General features: G+C 43.2%; 18 protein-coding genes. 11 read left to right on the top strand and 7 right to left on the bottom strand.

Translation table 11 applies throughout. The features are described 5' to 3' along the window. Positions 1-290 precede the first annotated feature (290 nt). Positions 291-983: a tRNA (N6-threonylcarbamoyladenosine(37)-N6)-methyltransferase TrmO gene (tsaA, locus tag H150_RS0108295; RefSeq protein ID WP_019958591.1), complete on the bottom strand. Its 693-nt coding sequence runs from the start codon at positions 981-983 to the stop codon at positions 291-293. A gap of 50 nt (positions 984-1,033) precedes the next feature. Between tsaA and waaC the strand changes: the two genes are divergently transcribed. The 3 genes from waaC to H150_RS0108280 all read left to right on the top strand — a co-directional run bounded on the left by waaC (position 1,034) and on the right by H150_RS0108280 (position 3,805). Next, a complete protein-coding gene (waaC, locus tag H150_RS0108290; RefSeq protein WP_019958590.1) occupies positions 1,034-2,005 on the top strand; it encodes a lipopolysaccharide heptosyltransferase I in 972 nt (323 codons plus the stop codon). 109 nt (positions 2,006-2,114) lie between these two features. Next, positions 2,115-2,864 carry an electron transfer flavoprotein subunit beta/FixA family protein gene (locus H150_RS0108285; RefSeq protein WP_019958589.1) on the top strand — a complete coding sequence of 250 codons (750 nt, stop codon included), beginning with the start codon at positions 2,115-2,117 and terminating at the stop codon, positions 2,862-2,864. Between the two features lie 11 nt (positions 2,865-2,875). Next, entirely contained in the window at positions 2,876-3,805 is a 930-nt protein-coding gene (locus tag H150_RS0108280; RefSeq protein ID WP_019958588.1) for an electron transfer flavoprotein subunit alpha/FixB family protein, read from the top strand. A gap of 103 nt (positions 3,806-3,908) precedes the next feature. Here H150_RS0108280 and trmL read toward each other — a convergent pair whose 3' ends face one another. Then, on the bottom strand, positions 3,909-4,388 hold the full coding sequence (gene trmL / locus H150_RS0108275) for a tRNA (uridine(34)/cytosine(34)/5-carboxymethylaminomethyluridine(34)-2'-O)-methyltransferase TrmL (RefSeq protein WP_019958587.1): 480 nt from the start codon (positions 4,386-4,388) through the stop codon (positions 3,909-3,911). 100 nt (positions 4,389-4,488) lie between these two features. Between trmL and H150_RS0108270 the strand changes: the two genes are divergently transcribed. Further along, on the top strand, positions 4,489-5,124 hold the full coding sequence (locus tag H150_RS0108270) for an IMPACT family protein (RefSeq protein WP_244802730.1): 636 nt from the start codon (positions 4,489-4,491) through the stop codon (positions 5,122-5,124). Between the two features lie 29 nt (positions 5,125-5,153). Here H150_RS0108270 and H150_RS0108265 read toward each other — a convergent pair whose 3' ends face one another. After that, the gene (locus H150_RS0108265) at positions 5,154-6,119 is read right to left on the bottom strand and encodes a lysozyme inhibitor LprI family protein (protein ID WP_019958585.1); all 966 of its coding nucleotides are present in this window, start codon (positions 6,117-6,119) and stop codon (positions 5,154-5,156) included. Between the two features lie 156 nt (positions 6,120-6,275). Here H150_RS0108265 and purD point away from each other — a divergent pair, with 156 nt between their 5' ends. From purD to H150_RS0108245, 4 genes are all read left to right on the top strand, one after another. Then, complete coding sequence (purD, locus tag H150_RS0108260; RefSeq protein WP_019958584.1) at positions 6,276-7,544, top strand: phosphoribosylamine--glycine ligase; 1,269 nt, start codon at positions 6,276-6,278, stop codon at positions 7,542-7,544. Positions 7,545-7,598: 54 nt separating this feature from the next. Further along, positions 7,599-8,177 carry an L-threonylcarbamoyladenylate synthase gene (locus tag H150_RS0108255; RefSeq protein WP_019958583.1) on the top strand — a complete coding sequence of 193 codons (579 nt, stop codon included), beginning with the start codon at positions 7,599-7,601 and terminating at the stop codon, positions 8,175-8,177. Positions 8,178-8,308: 131 nt separating this feature from the next. Beyond that, positions 8,309-9,049, top strand: a complete 741-nt coding sequence (locus tag H150_RS0108250) for a helix-turn-helix domain-containing protein (protein WP_019958582.1) — start codon at positions 8,309-8,311, stop codon at positions 9,047-9,049. A 300-nt stretch (positions 9,050-9,349) separates the two neighbouring features. Further along, positions 9,350-9,925 (top strand): TMEM165/GDT1 family protein, encoded by a 576-nt coding sequence (locus H150_RS0108245; RefSeq protein ID WP_019958581.1) that lies wholly within the window; start codon positions 9,350-9,352, stop codon positions 9,923-9,925. A gap of 65 nt (positions 9,926-9,990) precedes the next feature. Here H150_RS0108245 and H150_RS0108240 read toward each other — a convergent pair whose 3' ends face one another. From H150_RS0108240 to argE, 3 genes are all read right to left on the bottom strand, one after another. Beyond that, positions 9,991-10,266 carry a hypothetical protein gene (locus H150_RS0108240; protein ID WP_019958580.1) on the bottom strand — a complete coding sequence of 92 codons (276 nt, stop codon included), beginning with the start codon at positions 10,264-10,266 and terminating at the stop codon, positions 9,991-9,993. A 211-nt stretch (positions 10,267-10,477) separates the two neighbouring features. Next, positions 10,478-11,173, bottom strand: coding sequence for a nitroreductase (locus H150_RS0108235; RefSeq protein ID WP_019958579.1), 696 nt, complete (start codon positions 11,171-11,173; stop codon positions 10,478-10,480). Between the two features lie 13 nt (positions 11,174-11,186). Continuing rightward, entirely contained in the window at positions 11,187-12,341 is a 1,155-nt protein-coding gene (argE, locus tag H150_RS0108230) for an acetylornithine deacetylase (protein WP_026353589.1), read from the bottom strand. A gap of 143 nt (positions 12,342-12,484) precedes the next feature. Here argE and H150_RS0108225 point away from each other — a divergent pair, with 143 nt between their 5' ends. The 3 genes from H150_RS0108225 to H150_RS0108215 all read left to right on the top strand — a co-directional run bounded on the left by H150_RS0108225 (position 12,485) and on the right by H150_RS0108215 (position 16,583). Next, positions 12,485-14,680, top strand: coding sequence for a UvrD-helicase domain-containing protein (locus H150_RS0108225; protein WP_019958577.1), 2,196 nt, complete (start codon positions 12,485-12,487; stop codon positions 14,678-14,680). 201 nt (positions 14,681-14,881) lie between these two features. Next, entirely contained in the window at positions 14,882-15,691 is an 810-nt protein-coding gene (locus H150_RS0108220; protein WP_019958576.1) for a basic amino acid ABC transporter substrate-binding protein, read from the top strand. Positions 15,692-15,761: 70 nt separating this feature from the next. Further along, complete coding sequence (locus tag H150_RS0108215; protein WP_019958575.1) at positions 15,762-16,583, top strand: basic amino acid ABC transporter substrate-binding protein; 822 nt, start codon at positions 15,762-15,764, stop codon at positions 16,581-16,583. Between the two features lie 76 nt (positions 16,584-16,659). Here H150_RS0108215 and rarD read toward each other — a convergent pair whose 3' ends face one another. After that, positions 16,660-17,556 carry an EamA family transporter RarD gene (gene rarD, locus H150_RS0108210; protein ID WP_040755812.1) on the bottom strand — a complete coding sequence of 299 codons (897 nt, stop codon included), beginning with the start codon at positions 17,554-17,556 and terminating at the stop codon, positions 16,660-16,662. Positions 17,557-17,610 lie beyond the last annotated feature (54 nt).

The raw sequence follows: 17,610 nt of genomic DNA, 5'->3' as shown, positions 1-17,610 counted from the left end.
AACACAAAGTGACTTAAATTTCTGTACTAGAATATAGTTAAAATTTATCCACATTTTATCCACAAAATGCCTGTTTTTATCCACAATCTATCCACACCCATACACAGCTTATTAACATGCCAAAAAACTGTCCACAAACTATCCCCTGAGTACAAGACCATTTATACACAGACTTATATTTTCATAAACCATTTATTTAACAATAAAAATAGACTTATCCACAGATTTTCACTGCCTTCAGCATCATCATCTTTTTATATATAATAATATAATAATAAAAAACAGCTTCTTTAAAATTCTGACAATTTAATTAAATCTACAATTTGAACAACATTCTCTATAATTTTAAATCTGACCTCAAAACCATCTACTTGCATAAAATAAATGCGTTCAGGAATATTTTGATAAGCAGGTCTAGGATCTTGCGCTAAGGTTTGTTCAATTAATTTTTGATTGACTTGATTGAAATGCAATTGTTCTTGAACTTCTAAAGACCAAATTACTTGTAATTGTGGCGGTATACCATCTACAAAACCACTTTGAGCATTAGGCTTGGCTTCTACAAAAGCAATATAAGGCTTAATATCAATAATAGGCGTACCATCTAATAAATCAGCACCACTACAAATCAATGTAATAGGTTTACTGGTAATGACTTTGTCTAATTTTAATAAAGACAAACCCAAATGATTAGGACGATGCGGTGTACGAGTAGCAAAAATACCTTTTTTGGTTTTACCACCCAGTCTTGGAGGTCTAACCAATTCAGACCAACCCTCCCCTATTGCATCATGAAACACAAAATGCACCCAAATATATTCAAAATCTTCTAAACCACGCACAACATCTGGCGAAAATTCTTGATTTAAAACAATGCTGATTTTAGCTTCAGGTACCAGACCAGGCTGTCTTGGAATACCAAACTTTTGTTTGAATTGCGCTTGCACCATACCAATGGCTTCAATTTGAAACGATAAACCCATAATGACTTTTTCCAGTAAAATAAACCCCATTATGTTACCTGAAAGCACCCATGAACATTTTGTTGCTGCGTTTATCTAGCATGGGCGATTTAATACACACGTTGCCAGCCATTGAAGACTTATCCACACACAGACCAGATGTAAAGTTAGATTGGATGTGTGAAGCATCGTTTGCAGATATTGCTGCTTTACATCCATTTGTACAAAATGTCATACCAATGCATTGGCGACAATGGCGCAAACAATTGTGGCAATCGCAAACACGCTCTGCAATGATGCAATTGCGTAATCAATTAATCGGCAAAGATTACCAATTTGCATTAGACAGCCAAGGTTTAATCAAAAGTGCTTTGTTCGGAAAATTCGCCCACACTCCTATTGTTGGGTATGACCAACACAGTATTCGAGAGCCATTAGCCAGTATGTTTTATCAAAAAAAATATGCTGTGGATAAGTATGCTGACGCAATTTGGCGCAATCGCCAATTGTTTGCTTTGGCATTTGGTTATGAGTTTGATGTGGATAAAGTGGTGTTTGGTGCCAAAGTACCCACAACGGTGAATAACATTGTGGATAACATGACGCCTTATATTGTTGCATTACATGCAACTAGCCAAGATGAAAAACTGTGGCCTGAAACATTGTGGTTTGAATTATTTGAACGCTTGCATCAACAAACTGGTTTTGATATCTATTTACCTTGGGGAAACGATATTGAAAAAAATCGAGCTATCAAATGGGCTGCTCAATTTAATTATGTAAAATTGGCGCCAAAAATGAATTTACAGCAAGCAGCGAAATTATTAGCAGATGCACAATCTGTGATTGGTGTGGATACTGGCTTGTTACATTTGGCCAATGCGCTCAACAAACCTACAGTTGGAATTTATTTACATTCTAATCCTATGTTAACTGGTGTTCAAATTACGCCAATTTCTACCAATGTAGGGGATGTTGGTGTTTGTCCAACGGTTGACATGGTTTTCAATGCTTGGCAATATTGCTCTGCAGCAAAAATATAACTGAAATAATTACCGTAAATTAGCGTGAAAAACAGCATATATTTTGGCAGGGTGATGGCCTAACAAAGGCATTTTTCATGTTAATGAGTCGTACAAATGAGGATAGAGAATGAAAGCATTAGTAGCAGTGAAGCGTGTTGTTGATTACAACATTAAAGTGCGCGTCAAAGCCGATGGCTCAGATGTGGATATTGGCAACGTAAAAATGTCGATGAACCCATTTGATGAAATTGCAGTAGAAGAAGCAGTTCGTTTGAAAGAGGCAGGTCAAATTTCTGAAGTCGTTGCCGTTTCAATTGGTGTGAAGCAGTGCGAAGAAACTTTGCGTACAGCTTTGGCAATGGGTGCAGACCGCGCCATTCATGTTGAAACCGATGGCAAATTGGAGCCTTTGGCAGTGGCCAAATTATTGCAAGCGGTTCAGGCACAAGAAAATGCTGATATCGTGTTGCTCGGTAAACAAGCGATTGATGACGACGCCAATCAAACAGGTCAAATGTTGGCGGCTTTGTTGAATGCGCCACAAGCGACGTTTGCGAGCAAAGTAGCAGTCAATGGTGGTGAAGTGGAAGTGACACGTGAAATTGACGGTGGTTTGGAAACTGTGGCAATCAAATTGCCAGCGGTGATTACCACGGATTTGCGTTTGAACGAGCCTCGCTATGTGAAATTGCCTAATATTATGCAAGCGAAGAAAAAACCGTTGGCCAAACATACGCTTGCTGATTTTGGTGTGGATGTAACCCCTCGCTTTAGCGTTGTGAAAGTTGCTGAGCCTAAAGGCCGCAGTGCTGGTGTGAAAGTAGAAACCGTAGCGGATTTGGTTGGTAAATTGAAAAACGAAGCCAAAGTGATTTAAGGGGAAACAACATGACAGTTTTAATCATTGCTGAACACAATAACAGCGAATTGAATTTGGCGACTTTGAATGCGGTCACTGCTGCTCAAAAATTGGGTGCAGTACACGTTTTAGTGGCAGGTAGCGGTGCTCAATCGGTTGCTGATGCAGCCAAACAAGTTGCTGGTGTGGAAAAAGTATTGTTAGCTGATGCAGCGCATTATGAAAACAGCTTGCCAGAAGAAGTAGCACCTTTGGTGGTGTCTTTGGCAGGTGATTACAGCCATGTTGTTGCAACTGCAACGGCGTTTGGTAAAAACTTGTTGCCACGCGTAGCTGCTTTGTTAGATGTTTCTCAAGTGTCTGATGTGACCGAAGTCATCGATGCACAAACTTTCACACACCCGATTTATGCGGGCAATGCGTTTGAAACAGTGAAAGCATCTGATGCCAAATTGGTTTTGACCATTCGTGCAACCGCTTTTGATGCGGCAGCAAACGAAGGTGGCAACGCGGCAGTTGAAACAGTTGCAGCTTCTGCACCACAAGGCTTAAGCCGCTTTGTCGGTCGTGAATTGACCAAGTCTGATCGTCCTGAATTGACCCAAGCGAAAATCATCGTTTCTGGTGGTCGTGCAATGGGCAGTGCTGAAAAATTCAACGAATTGTTGACGCCATTGGCAGACAAATTGGGTGCGGCCATTGGCGCGTCTCGTGCGGCTGTGGATGCAGGTTATGCACCTAATGATTACCAAGTGGGTCAAACAGGCAAAGTGGTGGCGCCTAGCTTGTACATCGCTGTGGGCATTTCTGGTGCGATTCAACATTTGGCTGGTATGCAAGACAGTAAAGTGATTGTGGCCATCAACAAAGATCCTGATGCGCCGATTTTCAATGTGGCTGATTACGGTATTGTGGGCGATGCGTTTACCTTGGTACCTGAATTGGTGGCTGCATTGTAATAAACATGGCTAAAATTGTGATGATTTGAGCCAAAAAATCAATAAAGCGTCCTGTAAACGTTTACAGGACGCTTTATTATCGCTGTACAGCGTGTTTTACGCCTTAAGCAAGGTTCGGGTAGCCTTGTTGTCTTAAAGCCTCGTAAATCACGATGGCAGCGCTGTTAGACAGGTTTAACGAGCGAATGTGTTCCGATTGTGGAATACGCAAACAGTCTTGAGCGCGCGCTTGGGCAAATTCTTGTGGCAAACCGGTGGTTTCGCGTCCAAATAAAAAATAAATATCTTGTTCTTGGTGGCTAAAATCATGTTCACTGAACGGTACATCGCTGTAAGTTTCAATCAAATACACTTTGGCATTTTGGCTTTCGGTGTGGGCGATGAAAGCGTCTAAATCATCGTGGTAATGAATGTCGACATGTGCCCAATAATCCAAACCTGCTCGTTTGAGCATTTTGTCATCGGTAGAAAAACCCAATGGGCGAATCAAATGCAAGCTGGTGTGAGTGCCAGCGCAGGTGCGGGCGATGTTGCCTGTATTGGCAGGAATTTCAGGTTGGTACAAAGCAATGTGTAAAGGCATGTTTATCTTTCAGCGTAAAACAGTTGTTCTCAATCGAACAGCTTGGCAATAGTCAAATTATAAGCCAAAGTTTTTGTGATGGCTTAAGGGAAAGATTTGTTTGAAGCATTTTGATGTGGATGTTTATAATGTTTGCATGGAACCGACACACATCACTTCAATTGCTTCCCCTACCCTTTCTGAACACAAAGCCAAAGGCAGCCGTTTTTTGGGCTATGCTTATCCTTTGTCGCAAGCAGATGATTTGAAGCCTTTGTTGCAAAAATTGTATGACGAACACCCCAAAGCGGTGCATTGGTGTTATGCCTATCGTTTGGGCAGTGATGGCATGCAGTTTCGTGCCAATGACGATGGCGAGCCTTCAGGCAGCGCGGGCATGCCGATTTTGCGCCAAATTGATTCGGCGGGCTTGTCGGATGTGGTGGTGATTGTAGTGCGTTATTTTGGTGGGACTTTGCTTGGCGTTCCCGGTTTGATTCAGGCTTACAAACAAGCAACAGTTTTGGCTTTACAGGACGCTTCTCGGTTGGAAAAGCCGATTTTGAAAACGTTTTCTTTGCGATTTTCGTATGAAAAAATGAGTGAAGTCATGCGTTTGGTCAAGCGTACGGAGGCGCAAATGCTCAGCCAAGATATGGAAATGGAAGTGAGTTTGAGTGTTGCAGTGCCAAAATCACATGAAGCCACATTCATGCAGCAAGTACAAGATTGGCATTGGTTAAAATGGGAAGCTTGATATCGGCTTCCCATTAGAATGCCTCAAAATCAGTTGGGTACGTGGTATTGCTTTAACTCTTCCAAGCGTTTTTGGTTGGATTGTACTTCGCAATGCGCCAAAACATTTTTGCGTTCTGCATCGCTGCTGGCATTGGCAGCGGCTTGTTGACAAGTTTGTTGGCGTTTGTTGCGCCATTGATTTTGCTCGTTTTCCAAAGTTTGTTGCACGTCGCTTGGCAATTCAGACCAAATTTGTTCGACTTGCGCTTCAGAGCGATTGCGTTGTGCTTGGTTATGCGTCAAATCGTTAGGATTGGTATTGGTTTGGGTGTTTTGATTTTGTTGCACTTGATCAATCAAATCACCGATGGCATCTTTTGCTTCTGAAGCCGCCGCAGGTTTGGCTGGGGTTAAATCAATGGGTGCCTCCAAAACATCTGACACTGAGGCAGGCGTATTGGTTTTGAGTTGACCAATAGTGAGCAAGCGCAATAAAAACTGCGTCAGTTTGGTATCGGCATTGGATTGCACCATTGGGCTTTTGGTATCTGCTGCACCGCTGGCTTGGTATTGCACTGGCACTTGGTAAAAACCATTAGGAGATTGACCTAATTGTGCTTGGAATGCTTCGGCAGCTAAATTAAAGGTTTGATTCAATTCATTGGCTTTTAACTGAGCAGAGATGATTAAATCATTGGGAATCAAAACTTGTACATCTGCTTGACAAATTTGAGGGCTGTCAGTGGCAGCAGATGCGGTATTGATGCCGTCTAAATTGAATTGGATTTGCTTCAAGTCTTGCTCAATTTGGCTGAAATTCAAACTGCCATAAACTTCAGGTTGTGCTTGTGCTAAATATTTGAGTTTGGCCATGATTTGTTGTTTGGTGCCCAAATCAAAAGTGGTTTTGACCACGTCGCTGTCACATGCAATGGTCGGTGTTGCTTCTGGTGTTTGCGGTTGGCAGGCAGTGAACAATCCCAAAACAAGCAGTGATAAAGCGATTTTTTTCATGCAGTGCGTCCCATGTAATTTGTTAAGTAAAACCAATATTATCCCCAAATTCAAACCAAAACTGATTAATTTTTGCTTAGTTTGGCATTTAACTAGGCAAGGATGCGACACCGCTTTAAAATACGCCTTTGTTATTTCCTTTGATGTGGATGGATGATGAAAGTATTGGTAATTGGTTCTGGCGGGCGTGAGCACGCGTTGGCATGGCGTTTGGCGCAATCTGCGCGTGTGGATGAGGTTTTTGTGGCGCCTGGTAATGCAGGTACGGCAGTGGAGCCTAAATTGACCAATATTGCCATCTCAGCGCATCAAGATTTGATTGAATTTGTCAAAGCCAATGATGTGGCTTTGACGGTAGTTGGTCCTGAAGCGCCGTTGGCTGCGGGCGTGGTCAATGATTTTCGTGCCGCTGGTTTGAAGATTTTTGGTCCTACTCAATACGCAGCACAATTGGAAAGCTCTAAAGACTTTGCCAAAGCTTTCATGGCCAAATACCACATTCCGACTGCAGGTTATCAAACTTTCAGCGATGCGGCTTTGGCGCATGAGTATGTGGATGGTCGTGGTGCGCCGATTGTCATCAAGGCCGATGGTTTGGCGGCAGGCAAAGGTGTGATTGTGGCTTTGACTTTGGACGAAGCGCATGCCGCGATTGACGACATGTTGTTGGGCAATAAAATGGGCGATGCTGGCGCACGCGTGGTGATTGAAGATTTCTTGCAAGGTGAAGAAGCCAGCTTCATTGTGATGGTCGATGGCGAAAATGTTTTGCCTATGGCAACGAGCCAAGACCACAAGCGTTTGTTAAACGATGATTTGGGACCGAATACAGGCGGCATGGGTGCTTACAGTCCTGCGCCTGTGGTGACCGATGCGGTTTACCAACGTGTGATGGATGAAATCATTCATCCAACCGTACAAGGCATGAAAGCCGAAGGCCATCCATTCACAGGCTTTTTGTATGCAGGTTTGATGATTGATGCAAACGGTGCACCGTTTACGATTGAATTCAATTGCCGCTTTGGCGACCCTGAAACACAGCCGATTATGAGCCGTTTAGAATCTGATTTGGTGGATTTGGTAGAAGCGGCGATTGATGGTCGTTTGAATGAAGTGCAAGCGCAATGGAATCCACAAACAGCAGTTGGCGTGGTGTTGGCAGCGCAAAACTATCCAGAAACGCCACGCAAAGGTGATGTGATTTCAGGTTTGGATGCTGCCAATCAAATTGGCAAAGTGTTCCATGCGGGCAGTGCTTTGAATGAGCAAGGTGAATTGGTCACCAATGGTGGTCGTGTGTTGTGCGTAGTGGGTTTGGGTGATGGTGTGCAAGCGGCCAAAGACCAAGCTTACCAAGCTTTGAGCCATGTTTCGTTTGATGGCATGCAATACCGTACTGACATTGCCGACAAAGCATTGCGTTAATCTTTGCGTTAAACTGAGTCAGCGTCCTGTAAATCTTTACAGGACGCTTTTATAATGTCTGTTATGTACACACACAGAATCATGGGCGCCTTTGATTTGCGCCGTCTCAAACAACATTTGCGCCGTGGTGGCGTGATTGCTTATGCTTGTGAAGCTTGTTTTGGTTTGGGTTGTTTGCCCAATAATCAACGTGGTTTGCGCCAAATCATGACCATTAAGCAACGTCCTCAAAGCAAAGGTTTGATTGTCATTGGTGACAGTCTGAACCGCTTGCAACCTTTGTTAAAACCTTTAACACCTTCCCAAACCGAATTGGTGAATCAAGCTTGGCCTGCTGCCAAGACGTTTATCATTCCATGTTCAGATAAAGTGTCTGCCTTATTGCGTGGCAATGGGCGCGATAAATTGGCGGTGCGTGTTCCTGCGCATAATGATGCCCGTTTGCTGAGTAAGTTGGTGGCATCTCCGTTGGTTTCCACTTCTTGCAATCGCAGTGGTAAGCGTTTTTGTACCAATACCCGTGAAGTCAAACGCCAATTTGGTCGTCAAGTGATAGTGGTGGATGGGCGGATTGGTCGCAATAAACAGCCAAGTCAAATTTTTGATTTGCTCAGCGGTCGCCGCTTGCGTTGATTTTTCACCATGTATCTTTGCCTGAAAAACCAATACAGGTTTTTCAGGACGCTTTGCGTTGGTTTGCTTTGGAAGAGTTTTCACTTTAAAGTAGCAGTAATTGATACTTAAATAATAAAAAGGTGCAAACTATGGAGCAACAGCAAATTTTCAGGGTGTTGAAACAACAATTGCATGGTCAGGGGAAAAGTTATGCTGATTTGGCCGAATATTTAGAGGTTTCAGAATCCAGTATCAAGCGCTTGTTTGCCAAAAAAAGCACTTCGCTAGAACGTTTATTGGAAATTTGTGAATATTTGCAATTGAGTTTTGTGGAATTGGCGCGTTTGGTGGATGAGCAGCGTCCTGTATTGGATCAATTGACTTTGGTGCAAGAAAAACAATTGATGAGCGATCCGAAATTGATTTTGATGGCAGTTTGCATGATGAATCATTGGCCGATTGAAGCTGTGATTGCCCATTATCAAATTGAAATGCACGAATGTGTTTTGAAATTGGCACAGCTCGATAAAATGGGCATGTTGCAATTATTGCCTAATAATCGGGTGCGTTTGCGGGTGAGCCAACAGTTTTCTTGGCAGCCTAATGGACCAATTCAGCGTTATATTCAAGAACAAGGCATGGCAGATTTTTTTGATTTTGAAAACGATGTCGCAGGTTATGAAGAGTTGTTGTTTGGTCATGGCATGCTCAGTGCCGATGCGATTTTAACCATGCGCAGCACGTTGAAAAAATGCCAACAACAAATGGCACAGTCACACCGCCAATCTTTGAATGTGCCACAAGATCGCAAGCAAGGTATGGCTATGGTTTTGGCTTTGCGCACTTGGGAGCCTAAATGGTTTCGTGATTTGCGTCGGGATCAAAAATGAGGTTTATATGACGGCATTTTCATTTAAATGTAATAAAAAATAGCTATTTGCTTGAAATGATTTACATGAATATGAATGTGCTTTTATAATAGCGCCACTTCTTGAGGGAGTAATCATTACAGGACGCTTCTAGCGTTTTGAAACTCAGGTCAACATATTTGCTTGATTCAAGCATGGTCTGAGTGTCTGTTGCGGTGACGTAATCGGCTGATGAGACTTAAGACTGAATAAACGACCTATGTGGGCGGCGTTTATTTGGTCTTTTGTACATAATTCAGCCCACAAAACGGAACCTTGTACATGGACGCTTTCTTATCTTCTACCGCTGCGGTAGCTCTTGCCGAAATCGGTGACAAAACCCAATTATTGACTTTGTTTTTAGCGGCACGTTATCGCAAGCCTATGCCTATTATTATGGGCATTTTGGTGGCAACAATTCTAAACCATTTGGTTTCAGGTTGGATCGGTGCATGGGTAGGACAGTCATTTAACGCCAATATCATGGCGTGGGTGATAGGCATCAGTTTTATTGCAGTGGGTTTTTGGTTATTGGTACCAGACAAAGACGAAGAAGTGAGTGAAAAATGGCTGACTGGTAGTGCGTTTGTGGCAACGGCAGTATTGTTTTTCTTGGCCGAAATTGGCGACAAAACCCAATTGGCAACCGTGTTTTTAGCAGCAAAATACCAAGATGTTTTTTGGGTGGTTGTGGGTTCGACTTTGGGCTTGATGATTGCCAATGTGCCGATGGTGTTTTTGGGTGATTGGTTGTTGAAAAAATTGCCTTTGAATATTATCCGTGTGGCTGCGTGTGTGTTGTTTGTTGTGTTAGGTTTGGTCACTTTATACCAACCCTTGATGGCATTGTTCAGTTAAAAAAACAGATTAAAAAAGCGTCCTGTAATATGTTTACAGGACGCTTTTTTAATATTTAAACACAATTAAGGCAAGCGTCTTGACGGTGTTTGGATAGAAGATGGAATGGTCACGCTACTGTCGTAACCGACGTATTCAAACCATGGATTGACTTCTTTAGGGTTGGTATGGGGGCTGGTTCGGTCTGCTAATTGTAAAGGGTGACCCATTACGTTTAAGTTGGATGCCGCATATGGATTGACCATAGGACCATTTTTATTGGCACCTGTGTATTGTGCTTGTGCCAACGATGCGCTCAGTAACAAAGTCATGGCAGTGGTGAACAGTATTTTGTGTTTCATGATGTCAAATTCCTGTAATCAAAAACAAGTGTATGTTCACATTTGTTTAATGGAACACACGTTGTTATTAAGACCGAATATGTTCAGTTAGGGTTTGTAGCATGAAGGTTAAAAGCAATTTGGATTTGTGTGTTTGAACACTGGTTGTGAAAATCCATTAAAAAGCGTCCTGTAAGGGTTTACAGGACGCTTTTTTAAGTTTACAGGACGCTTATTCTACAAAATGGGTGAATTCGCTCGCATCTACTCGTGGTGTGATGAATGTGTTGACAGTTGCGCTTGTGTCGGCATAACCCACAGCCATGCCGCACACCAATTCTTCGTCTTCACCTGCACCGATTATCGGTAAAATCACTTTGTGATAATGGTTCCACGCAGCTTGTGGGCAAGTGGCCAAACCGCGCGCTTGCGCTGCGATCATCACATTTTGCATCATCATGGCGATGTCCATTTTCGAGCCGATGCCCATGACTTTGTTAACAGTAAAAAACAAAGCCACAGGTGCATCAAATAAGCGGAAATTGCGTTGATGCTGCTCGTGCATTTTGTCTTTTTCGCCTTTTTGAATGCCCAATAAGCCATACAAACCCCAACCATTTTCACGGCGGCGATCGATGTAAGGTGAAATCCATTTTTCAGGATAATAAGGATACGATTCGGTGTGTTGTTCGTTGATGCTGGCATCCAAGCGAGCCGCATCGTGCAAAGCGCACACTTCAGCCACGATTTGGTCACGTTTGTCGCCTGTCACCACATATACTTGCCACGGTTGGCAATTGGTGCCTGATGGTGCACGAGCAGCCACATTGAGCAATTCTAAAATCAAATCTTTTTCGACAGTTTGTGGGGTGAACGCACGCACAGAGTGGCGGCCTGTAATGGCATCGTAAACTGATTGGTAATCCATGTATCCATCCTAATTATTGGCTGAGAGTATGCAGCAATTGTTGTAAAAAACGGTCGCAACGTGCCAGTTGCGCCAGTTCAATGTATTCGTTCGGTTTGTGCGCTTGATTGATGCTGCCCGGGCCGCAAATCAAGGTTTGCATGTTCGCCAATTGAAAATGTCCGCCTTCGGTCGCGTAAGCGACTTTGCTTTGTTTTTGCTCATCCACCAAATTGGCAATTAACTCGAGCAAGGCGTGATTGTGAGTATCTTGCATCGCTGGTACTTGTGCCAGTTGTGTTAAGACGATGTCTGTGTGGATTTGCACCGCTTGCATTTCCGATACCAGTTGTGCCAAAAATGCTTTGAGCGGTGTTTCCAAGACAGCGGCTGATAAAGTGGGTAAATTGCGGAAATCAAATTGTACCTCACATTCGTTAGGCACAATATTGACGGCAGTTCCGCCACGAATGCGTCCGACATTGATGGTGCTAAATGGCACATCGAACGCAGCATCTTGAGCGTGCTCATTTTGTATTTTTTGTGCCAATTGCTGCAAAAAAACGATGATGCGAGCAGCGTAATCAATGGCATTTACACCAGATGGCGTCAATGAAGAATGCGCCGAATGTCCATGTATTTTGCATGAATAAACTTGTATGCCTTTGTGCGCGGTAACCATTTGCATGCTGGTGGGTTCTCCGACTATGCATTGTGTTGGTGACAAGCCGCGCGCTTTTAATTCATTTAACATTACAGGTGCGCCCAAACAACCTACTTCTTCGTCATAACTAAAAGCCAAATGCAAAGGCTGAGTCAGCTTGCTTTGCAGGGCGCTTGGTACCAGATTCATGCAAGCGGCAATAAAACCTTTCATATCACAAGCACCACGACCATACAATTTGCCATCGGCAATATGCGCTTGAAATGGGTCGCTGTCCCAAACCTGTCCATCCACAGGCACCACATCCGTATGACCTGACAACACCAAGCCACCATGGGTTTGTCCATCATGGGTAGGAATGGTGACAAACAAATTGGCTTTACTTTGGTCTGCGTTGTGACTGAGCCAAGGTGACAAACCATGTGTGTGTAAATCATCAGCGAGTGCTTCAATCAGTTGTAAATTGGAGTGGCGGCTGGTGGTGTCAAATGCAATCAAGCGGCTGAGCCAATCGATGGTATTCATGTGGCATGTTTCCCAGAATGTTTGGTGGCTAACCTTAACATAAAAATGTTGTTTTTGCGCTGCCACACAAAGCGTCCTGTAAAGTCAGATGCACAGCTGGGAATAATCTGAACAGAAGTGTTTGAAACCGTTACAATTGATGCATGGATACTTCATTACTCAATGGCTTGAATGCCGAACAATTGGCTGCGGTAACGTGGCCGCCTGCTGCTGCTTTGGTGCTCGCTGGTGCGGGCAGTGGTAAAACCCGCGTCTTGACTACGCGCATTGCATGGTTACTCGATACCGAACAAGCGAGTGTTCACAGTATTATGGCGGTGACGTTTACGAATAAAGCGGCTAAAGAAATGCGAAGCCGTCTCAGTTCTATGGTAGAAAATGCCATTGCTGCGATGTGGTTAGGCACGTTTCACGGTTTGTGCCACCGATTTTTACGCACGCATTATCAAGATGCGCGCTTGCCAAGTACGTTTCAAATTTTGGACAGCGGTGATCAAGCTTCCGTCATCAAACGTTTATTGAAGAGTTTGAATATTGCGGAAGAAAGCTTGGCTCCCAAGACTTTGCAATATTTCATTAACAGCAATAAAGAAGCAGGTTTGCGAGCAAGCGACCTGAATGCTCATGACAAAACCACACGCCAATTGATTGAATGTTATCAAGCTTATGATGCATTGTGCCAACAAGAAGGTATGGTGGATTTTGCAGAATTGATGTTGCGCAGCTATGAAGTCTTGCTTCACAACGCCGCCATTCGAACTCATTACCAACAACGTTTTAATCATATTTTGGTGGATGAGTTTCAAGATACCAATAATTTGCAATACAAATGGTTGAAATTGTTGGCAGGCGATTCGGCAGCGGTGTTTGCCGTCGGCGATGATGACCAAAGCATTTATGCATTTCGTGGTGCGAATGTGGGCAATATGCAAACTTTGATGCAAGATTTTGGCATTCGTGAGCCATTGAAGTTGGAAGTCAATTACCGTTCGGTGGGTCATATTTTGACTGCTGCCAATACTTTGATTGCCAATAACAGCGGTCGTTTGGGTAAAAATTTGCGCTTGCCTGAAAGCAAACAAGGTGAACAAGGGCAGAAGCTGCGTTTGTATGTGGCGGACAGTGATTTTCTAGAAGCCGATTTTGTGGTCAGTGAAACCAAAGAGCGCATGAAAGAAGGCGTGGCTTTGGACAATATGGCGGTGTTGTATCGCAGCAATGCACAATCGCGTGTTTTGGAACAAGCTTTGTTTGCGGCGAGCGTGCCGTATAAAATTTATGGTGGTTTGCGTTTTTATGAGCGCCAAGAAATCAAACACGCTTTGGCGTATTTGCGTTTGGCGGTGCAGCCACAAGACGATCAGTCGGTGTTGCGTGTGATTAATATGCCGCCACGAGGCATTGGGGCGCGCACGATTGAGGCAGTTCAGGCCGTTGCGCATGACAGACAATCGAGTTTGTGGGAAGCATTACAATTTTTGATTACCGAGCCTGCCAATCGCAAGCTCAAAGCTTTTGTAGACTTGATTGAACAATTGCAAGCACAAGCCAAAGGTTTGGAATTGACGGAAACCATTACTGCTGCTTTGGATTTGAGTGGTTTGCTTGAGTATTACAAAACCCAAAAAGGCGACCATCAAGACCGTATCGATAATTTACAAGAGTTGGTCAGTGCAGCGATGGTGTTTAACAGTGCCGATGTACAAACAGAGGAATGGGTGAAAACCGATGATGGTTTGTGGCCATTGGTGGCATTTTTGAGTAATGCATCGTTAGAAGCGGGTGAGCGTCAAGCTGGAGAGGGCGAGGCAGCTTTGCAATTGATGACGATACATGCTGCCAAAGGTTTGGAATTTGATACGGTGTTTTTAACTGGTTTGGAAGAAGGTTTATTTCCAAGTGAGTATTCTTTGCAAGAGCGCGGCGGTTTAGAAGAAGAACGCCGTTTGATGTATGTTGCCATTACACGTGCCCGTGAGCGTTTGTATTTGAGTGCGGCACAACAACGCTTGCTACATGGGCGCACGAATTATTCTATGTCTTCACGTTTTATGGATGAGTTGCCTGATGATGTGTTGCAATTTTTATCGAGCCATCGCAAAAAAAGACAAGAAACATTGAAAATACGCCAAGAACCTTTCATCCATGCCAAACGTGCCAAAGAAACTTTCGATGGTTTTGTGATTGGACAAAATGTGCGTCATGAAAAATTTGGTATGGGTGTCATTATGGATGCTAAACACAAGGGAGAACATGCCACTTTGAGCATTAATTTTGGTGCCAATGGTCTGAAAAACCTCAGTACTCAATTTGCCATTTTAGAAGTCGTTCATCGTTAAGTCAGTGGGTGTTAAAGCCGCATTTTTATGCGGCTTTTATTTTATTGAAATAATATGCTAATTTTATCCAAATTGATTATTAAATAACTTGCTTAATCAAGATGATGCTTATATTTTTGTCACAAAATGAATTAATATTGGAATATAATGTAGTTATTCATCAAGCCTTAGGGCTTGTTTTTTATTTTGGAGTGGTTAAATATGTTGTTTTCTTCGGCTTTACGTAGCACAGTGGCGGTTTTAGCATTGAGTTTGGGTTTAAGTGCATGTGGTGGACAAGAGTCTGCACCTGCAAAAAATGATGCATCAGCACCTGCTGAAACAGCCAGCGGTAAAACTTATCAAGTGGCATTGAATGCAGAATTTGCGCCATTTGAATCTATGACGACCGATGGCAAAGTAGAAGGTTTTGACGTTGATATGATGGATGCTTTGGCCAAAGTGGGTGGTTTTAAAGTGGAATACAAACACCAACCTTGGGAAGGTTTGTTTGCCACTATTCAAAATGGCGATGCAGACATGATTATTTCTGCTGTCACAATCACTGAAGACCGTAAGCAAACCATGGATTTCAGCGACCCTTACTACACGATTTCTCAAGTGGTATTGGTGCCAAATGGTAAAAATGTGACTTCTGTTGAAGATTTGAAGAAGTTGGGTAAAGTGGCTGTGATGACAGGTCATACCGGCGACTTGGTTGCACAAAAAATCTTGGGTGCGACCAGTGATAAAATCGTTCGCTTAGAAGCGTTCCCATTGGCAGCCAAAGAAGTGGAAAGCGGTGGCGTGGATGCGGTGATTTCGGACAGTGCTGTGGTGGCCAACTATGTGAAGTTGAACAGTGACAAAGGCTTTACCATGGTACGAGTGCCAGATTTTGCTGAAGAGTATTATGGCGTGGCTGTGGCGAAAAACAATCCTGAATTGGTTAATTTGCTGAATACTTCTTTGAAAACCATCAAAGAAAATGGTGAATATCAGAAGATTTTGGATCAGTATTTCGCAAAATAAAACACATATTAGGGCAGCTCTTCAATAAGCTGCCTTATTTTTTAATCGGTAAGGTATTAGGGAGTGAAACATGGCATTGAATCAAGTACGCAACTTGGGTTTGGCATTCATGGCCGCAGCTGTTTTGGCGGCGTGTGGCGGTCAATCTAATAGTGCAGCACCTGCGGCATCCAAACCAACTGAAGCAGCTGCTTCTACACCAGCTGCAGCAGGTAAAGTTTATAAAGTAGGTATGAATGCGCAATATCCACCGTTTGAATCTATGGATTCAAATGGCAAAATCGAAGGTTTTGATGTGGACTTGTTGGATGCCATTGCCAAAGAAGAAGGCTTCCAAGTGTCTTATCACCAACAACCTTGGGATGGCATTTTTGCCAGTTTGAAAACGGGCGACCATGATATTTTGATTTCAGGCATTACCATCACGCCTGAGCGTCAACAAGAAATGTTGTTCTCTGACCCTTATTATAAAATCACTCAAGTGATTTTGGTGCCACAAGGCAAAAATGTAAAATCGGTCGAAGATTTGAAGAGCTTGGATAAAGTGGGTGTGAGCTTGGGTACCACAGGTGACCATGCGGCTCAAAAAATCTTGGGTGCGACCAGTGAAAAAATCATCCGTTTGGAAAACTTGCCTTTGACTTTGAAAGAAGTGGAAAGTGGTGGCGTGGATGCGGTGATTTCTGACAGCGCAGTGGTGGCACATTATGTGAAACAACACGGCGACAAAGGTTTTACGATGGTTGAAGTCAAAGACTTTGATGTGGAAAACTACGGTATTGCTGTGGCACAAAACAACCAAGAGTTATTGGATAAAATCAATTCAGGCTTGAAAAAAATCCAAGCCAATGGTGAATATGCCAAAATTTCTGCCAAATACTTTGCTCAATAATATTGAGTTTTATCAGTCATGAATAAAGCGTCCTGTAAATGTTTTACAGGACGCTTTTATATGGTCACGATGATGATTACGCTTTGCGGCGTTTTTGCCACGAAGACAGCAAATACAAAATCACCGCAGCCCACACCAAAGCATAACCGATGAAACGGTCTTGATTAAAGGTTTCGTGAAACAAGATTAAGCCTGTAATCAATTGCAAAGTTGGTGAAATGTATTGGATGATGCCCATTTCTGTCATGCTGATGCGTTTGGCACCTGCGGCAAACAACAATAAGGGTACGGTGGTGATGATGCCTGAGCCGACCAAAATCGCCCAATTAAAAGACGATAAATCCAAATACAAAGTGTTTTGTTGTTGTTGAAATGCCAAATACAACAAAGCAATGGGCAACATGCACAAAGTTTCCAGCATTAAACCGGGTAAAGCAGGCAAAGGAGCGAGTTTGCGTACTAGGCTGTAAAAACCAAAACTGATGGTCAAACCCAAGGCAATCCAAGGAACGTTACCATACAACACAATCAACCAAATAACGCCCAAAGATGCGACGCCCACAGCAGCGACCTGTAAATAAGACAAACGTTCGTTGAAGAACAATCGTCCTAATAAAATGCTGAATAAAGGTGAAATAAAATAACCTAAGCTGGCATCTAACACATGATTGGAAGTAATCGCACCAATGTAAATTAGCCAGTTGGCACCCAATAAAGCCGCAGACAGAACAAACACACCCAATACTTTAGGCGTTTTAATCGCATCTACGACGATTTTGGTTTGGCGCAAGGCGACCATTAAAATTAAAGCAAATACGGTAGACCAAATGACCCGTTGTGCCAAAATTTGGCTTGCAGGCATATCGGTTTGAGTCAGCGGATACCAATACAGGGCAAACAAACCCCAAATCATGTAACAGCTGATGGCATAAATCAGCCCGAGCTTCTTCTCGGGATAGTGAATGTTGGACATAAGTCTTCCTGAATGAACAAAGCCACCTTAATAGGTGGCTTATCAATGTAACGC

Origin of the sequence: Vitreoscilla stercoraria DSM 513 (genome assembly GCF_000382305.1) — a bacterium.
GTDB lineage: Bacteria > Pseudomonadota > Gammaproteobacteria > Burkholderiales > Neisseriaceae > Vitreoscilla > Vitreoscilla stercoraria.
Note: the sequence above shows the minus strand (reverse complement) of the source record. Positions and strands in the feature narration are given on the sequence as shown.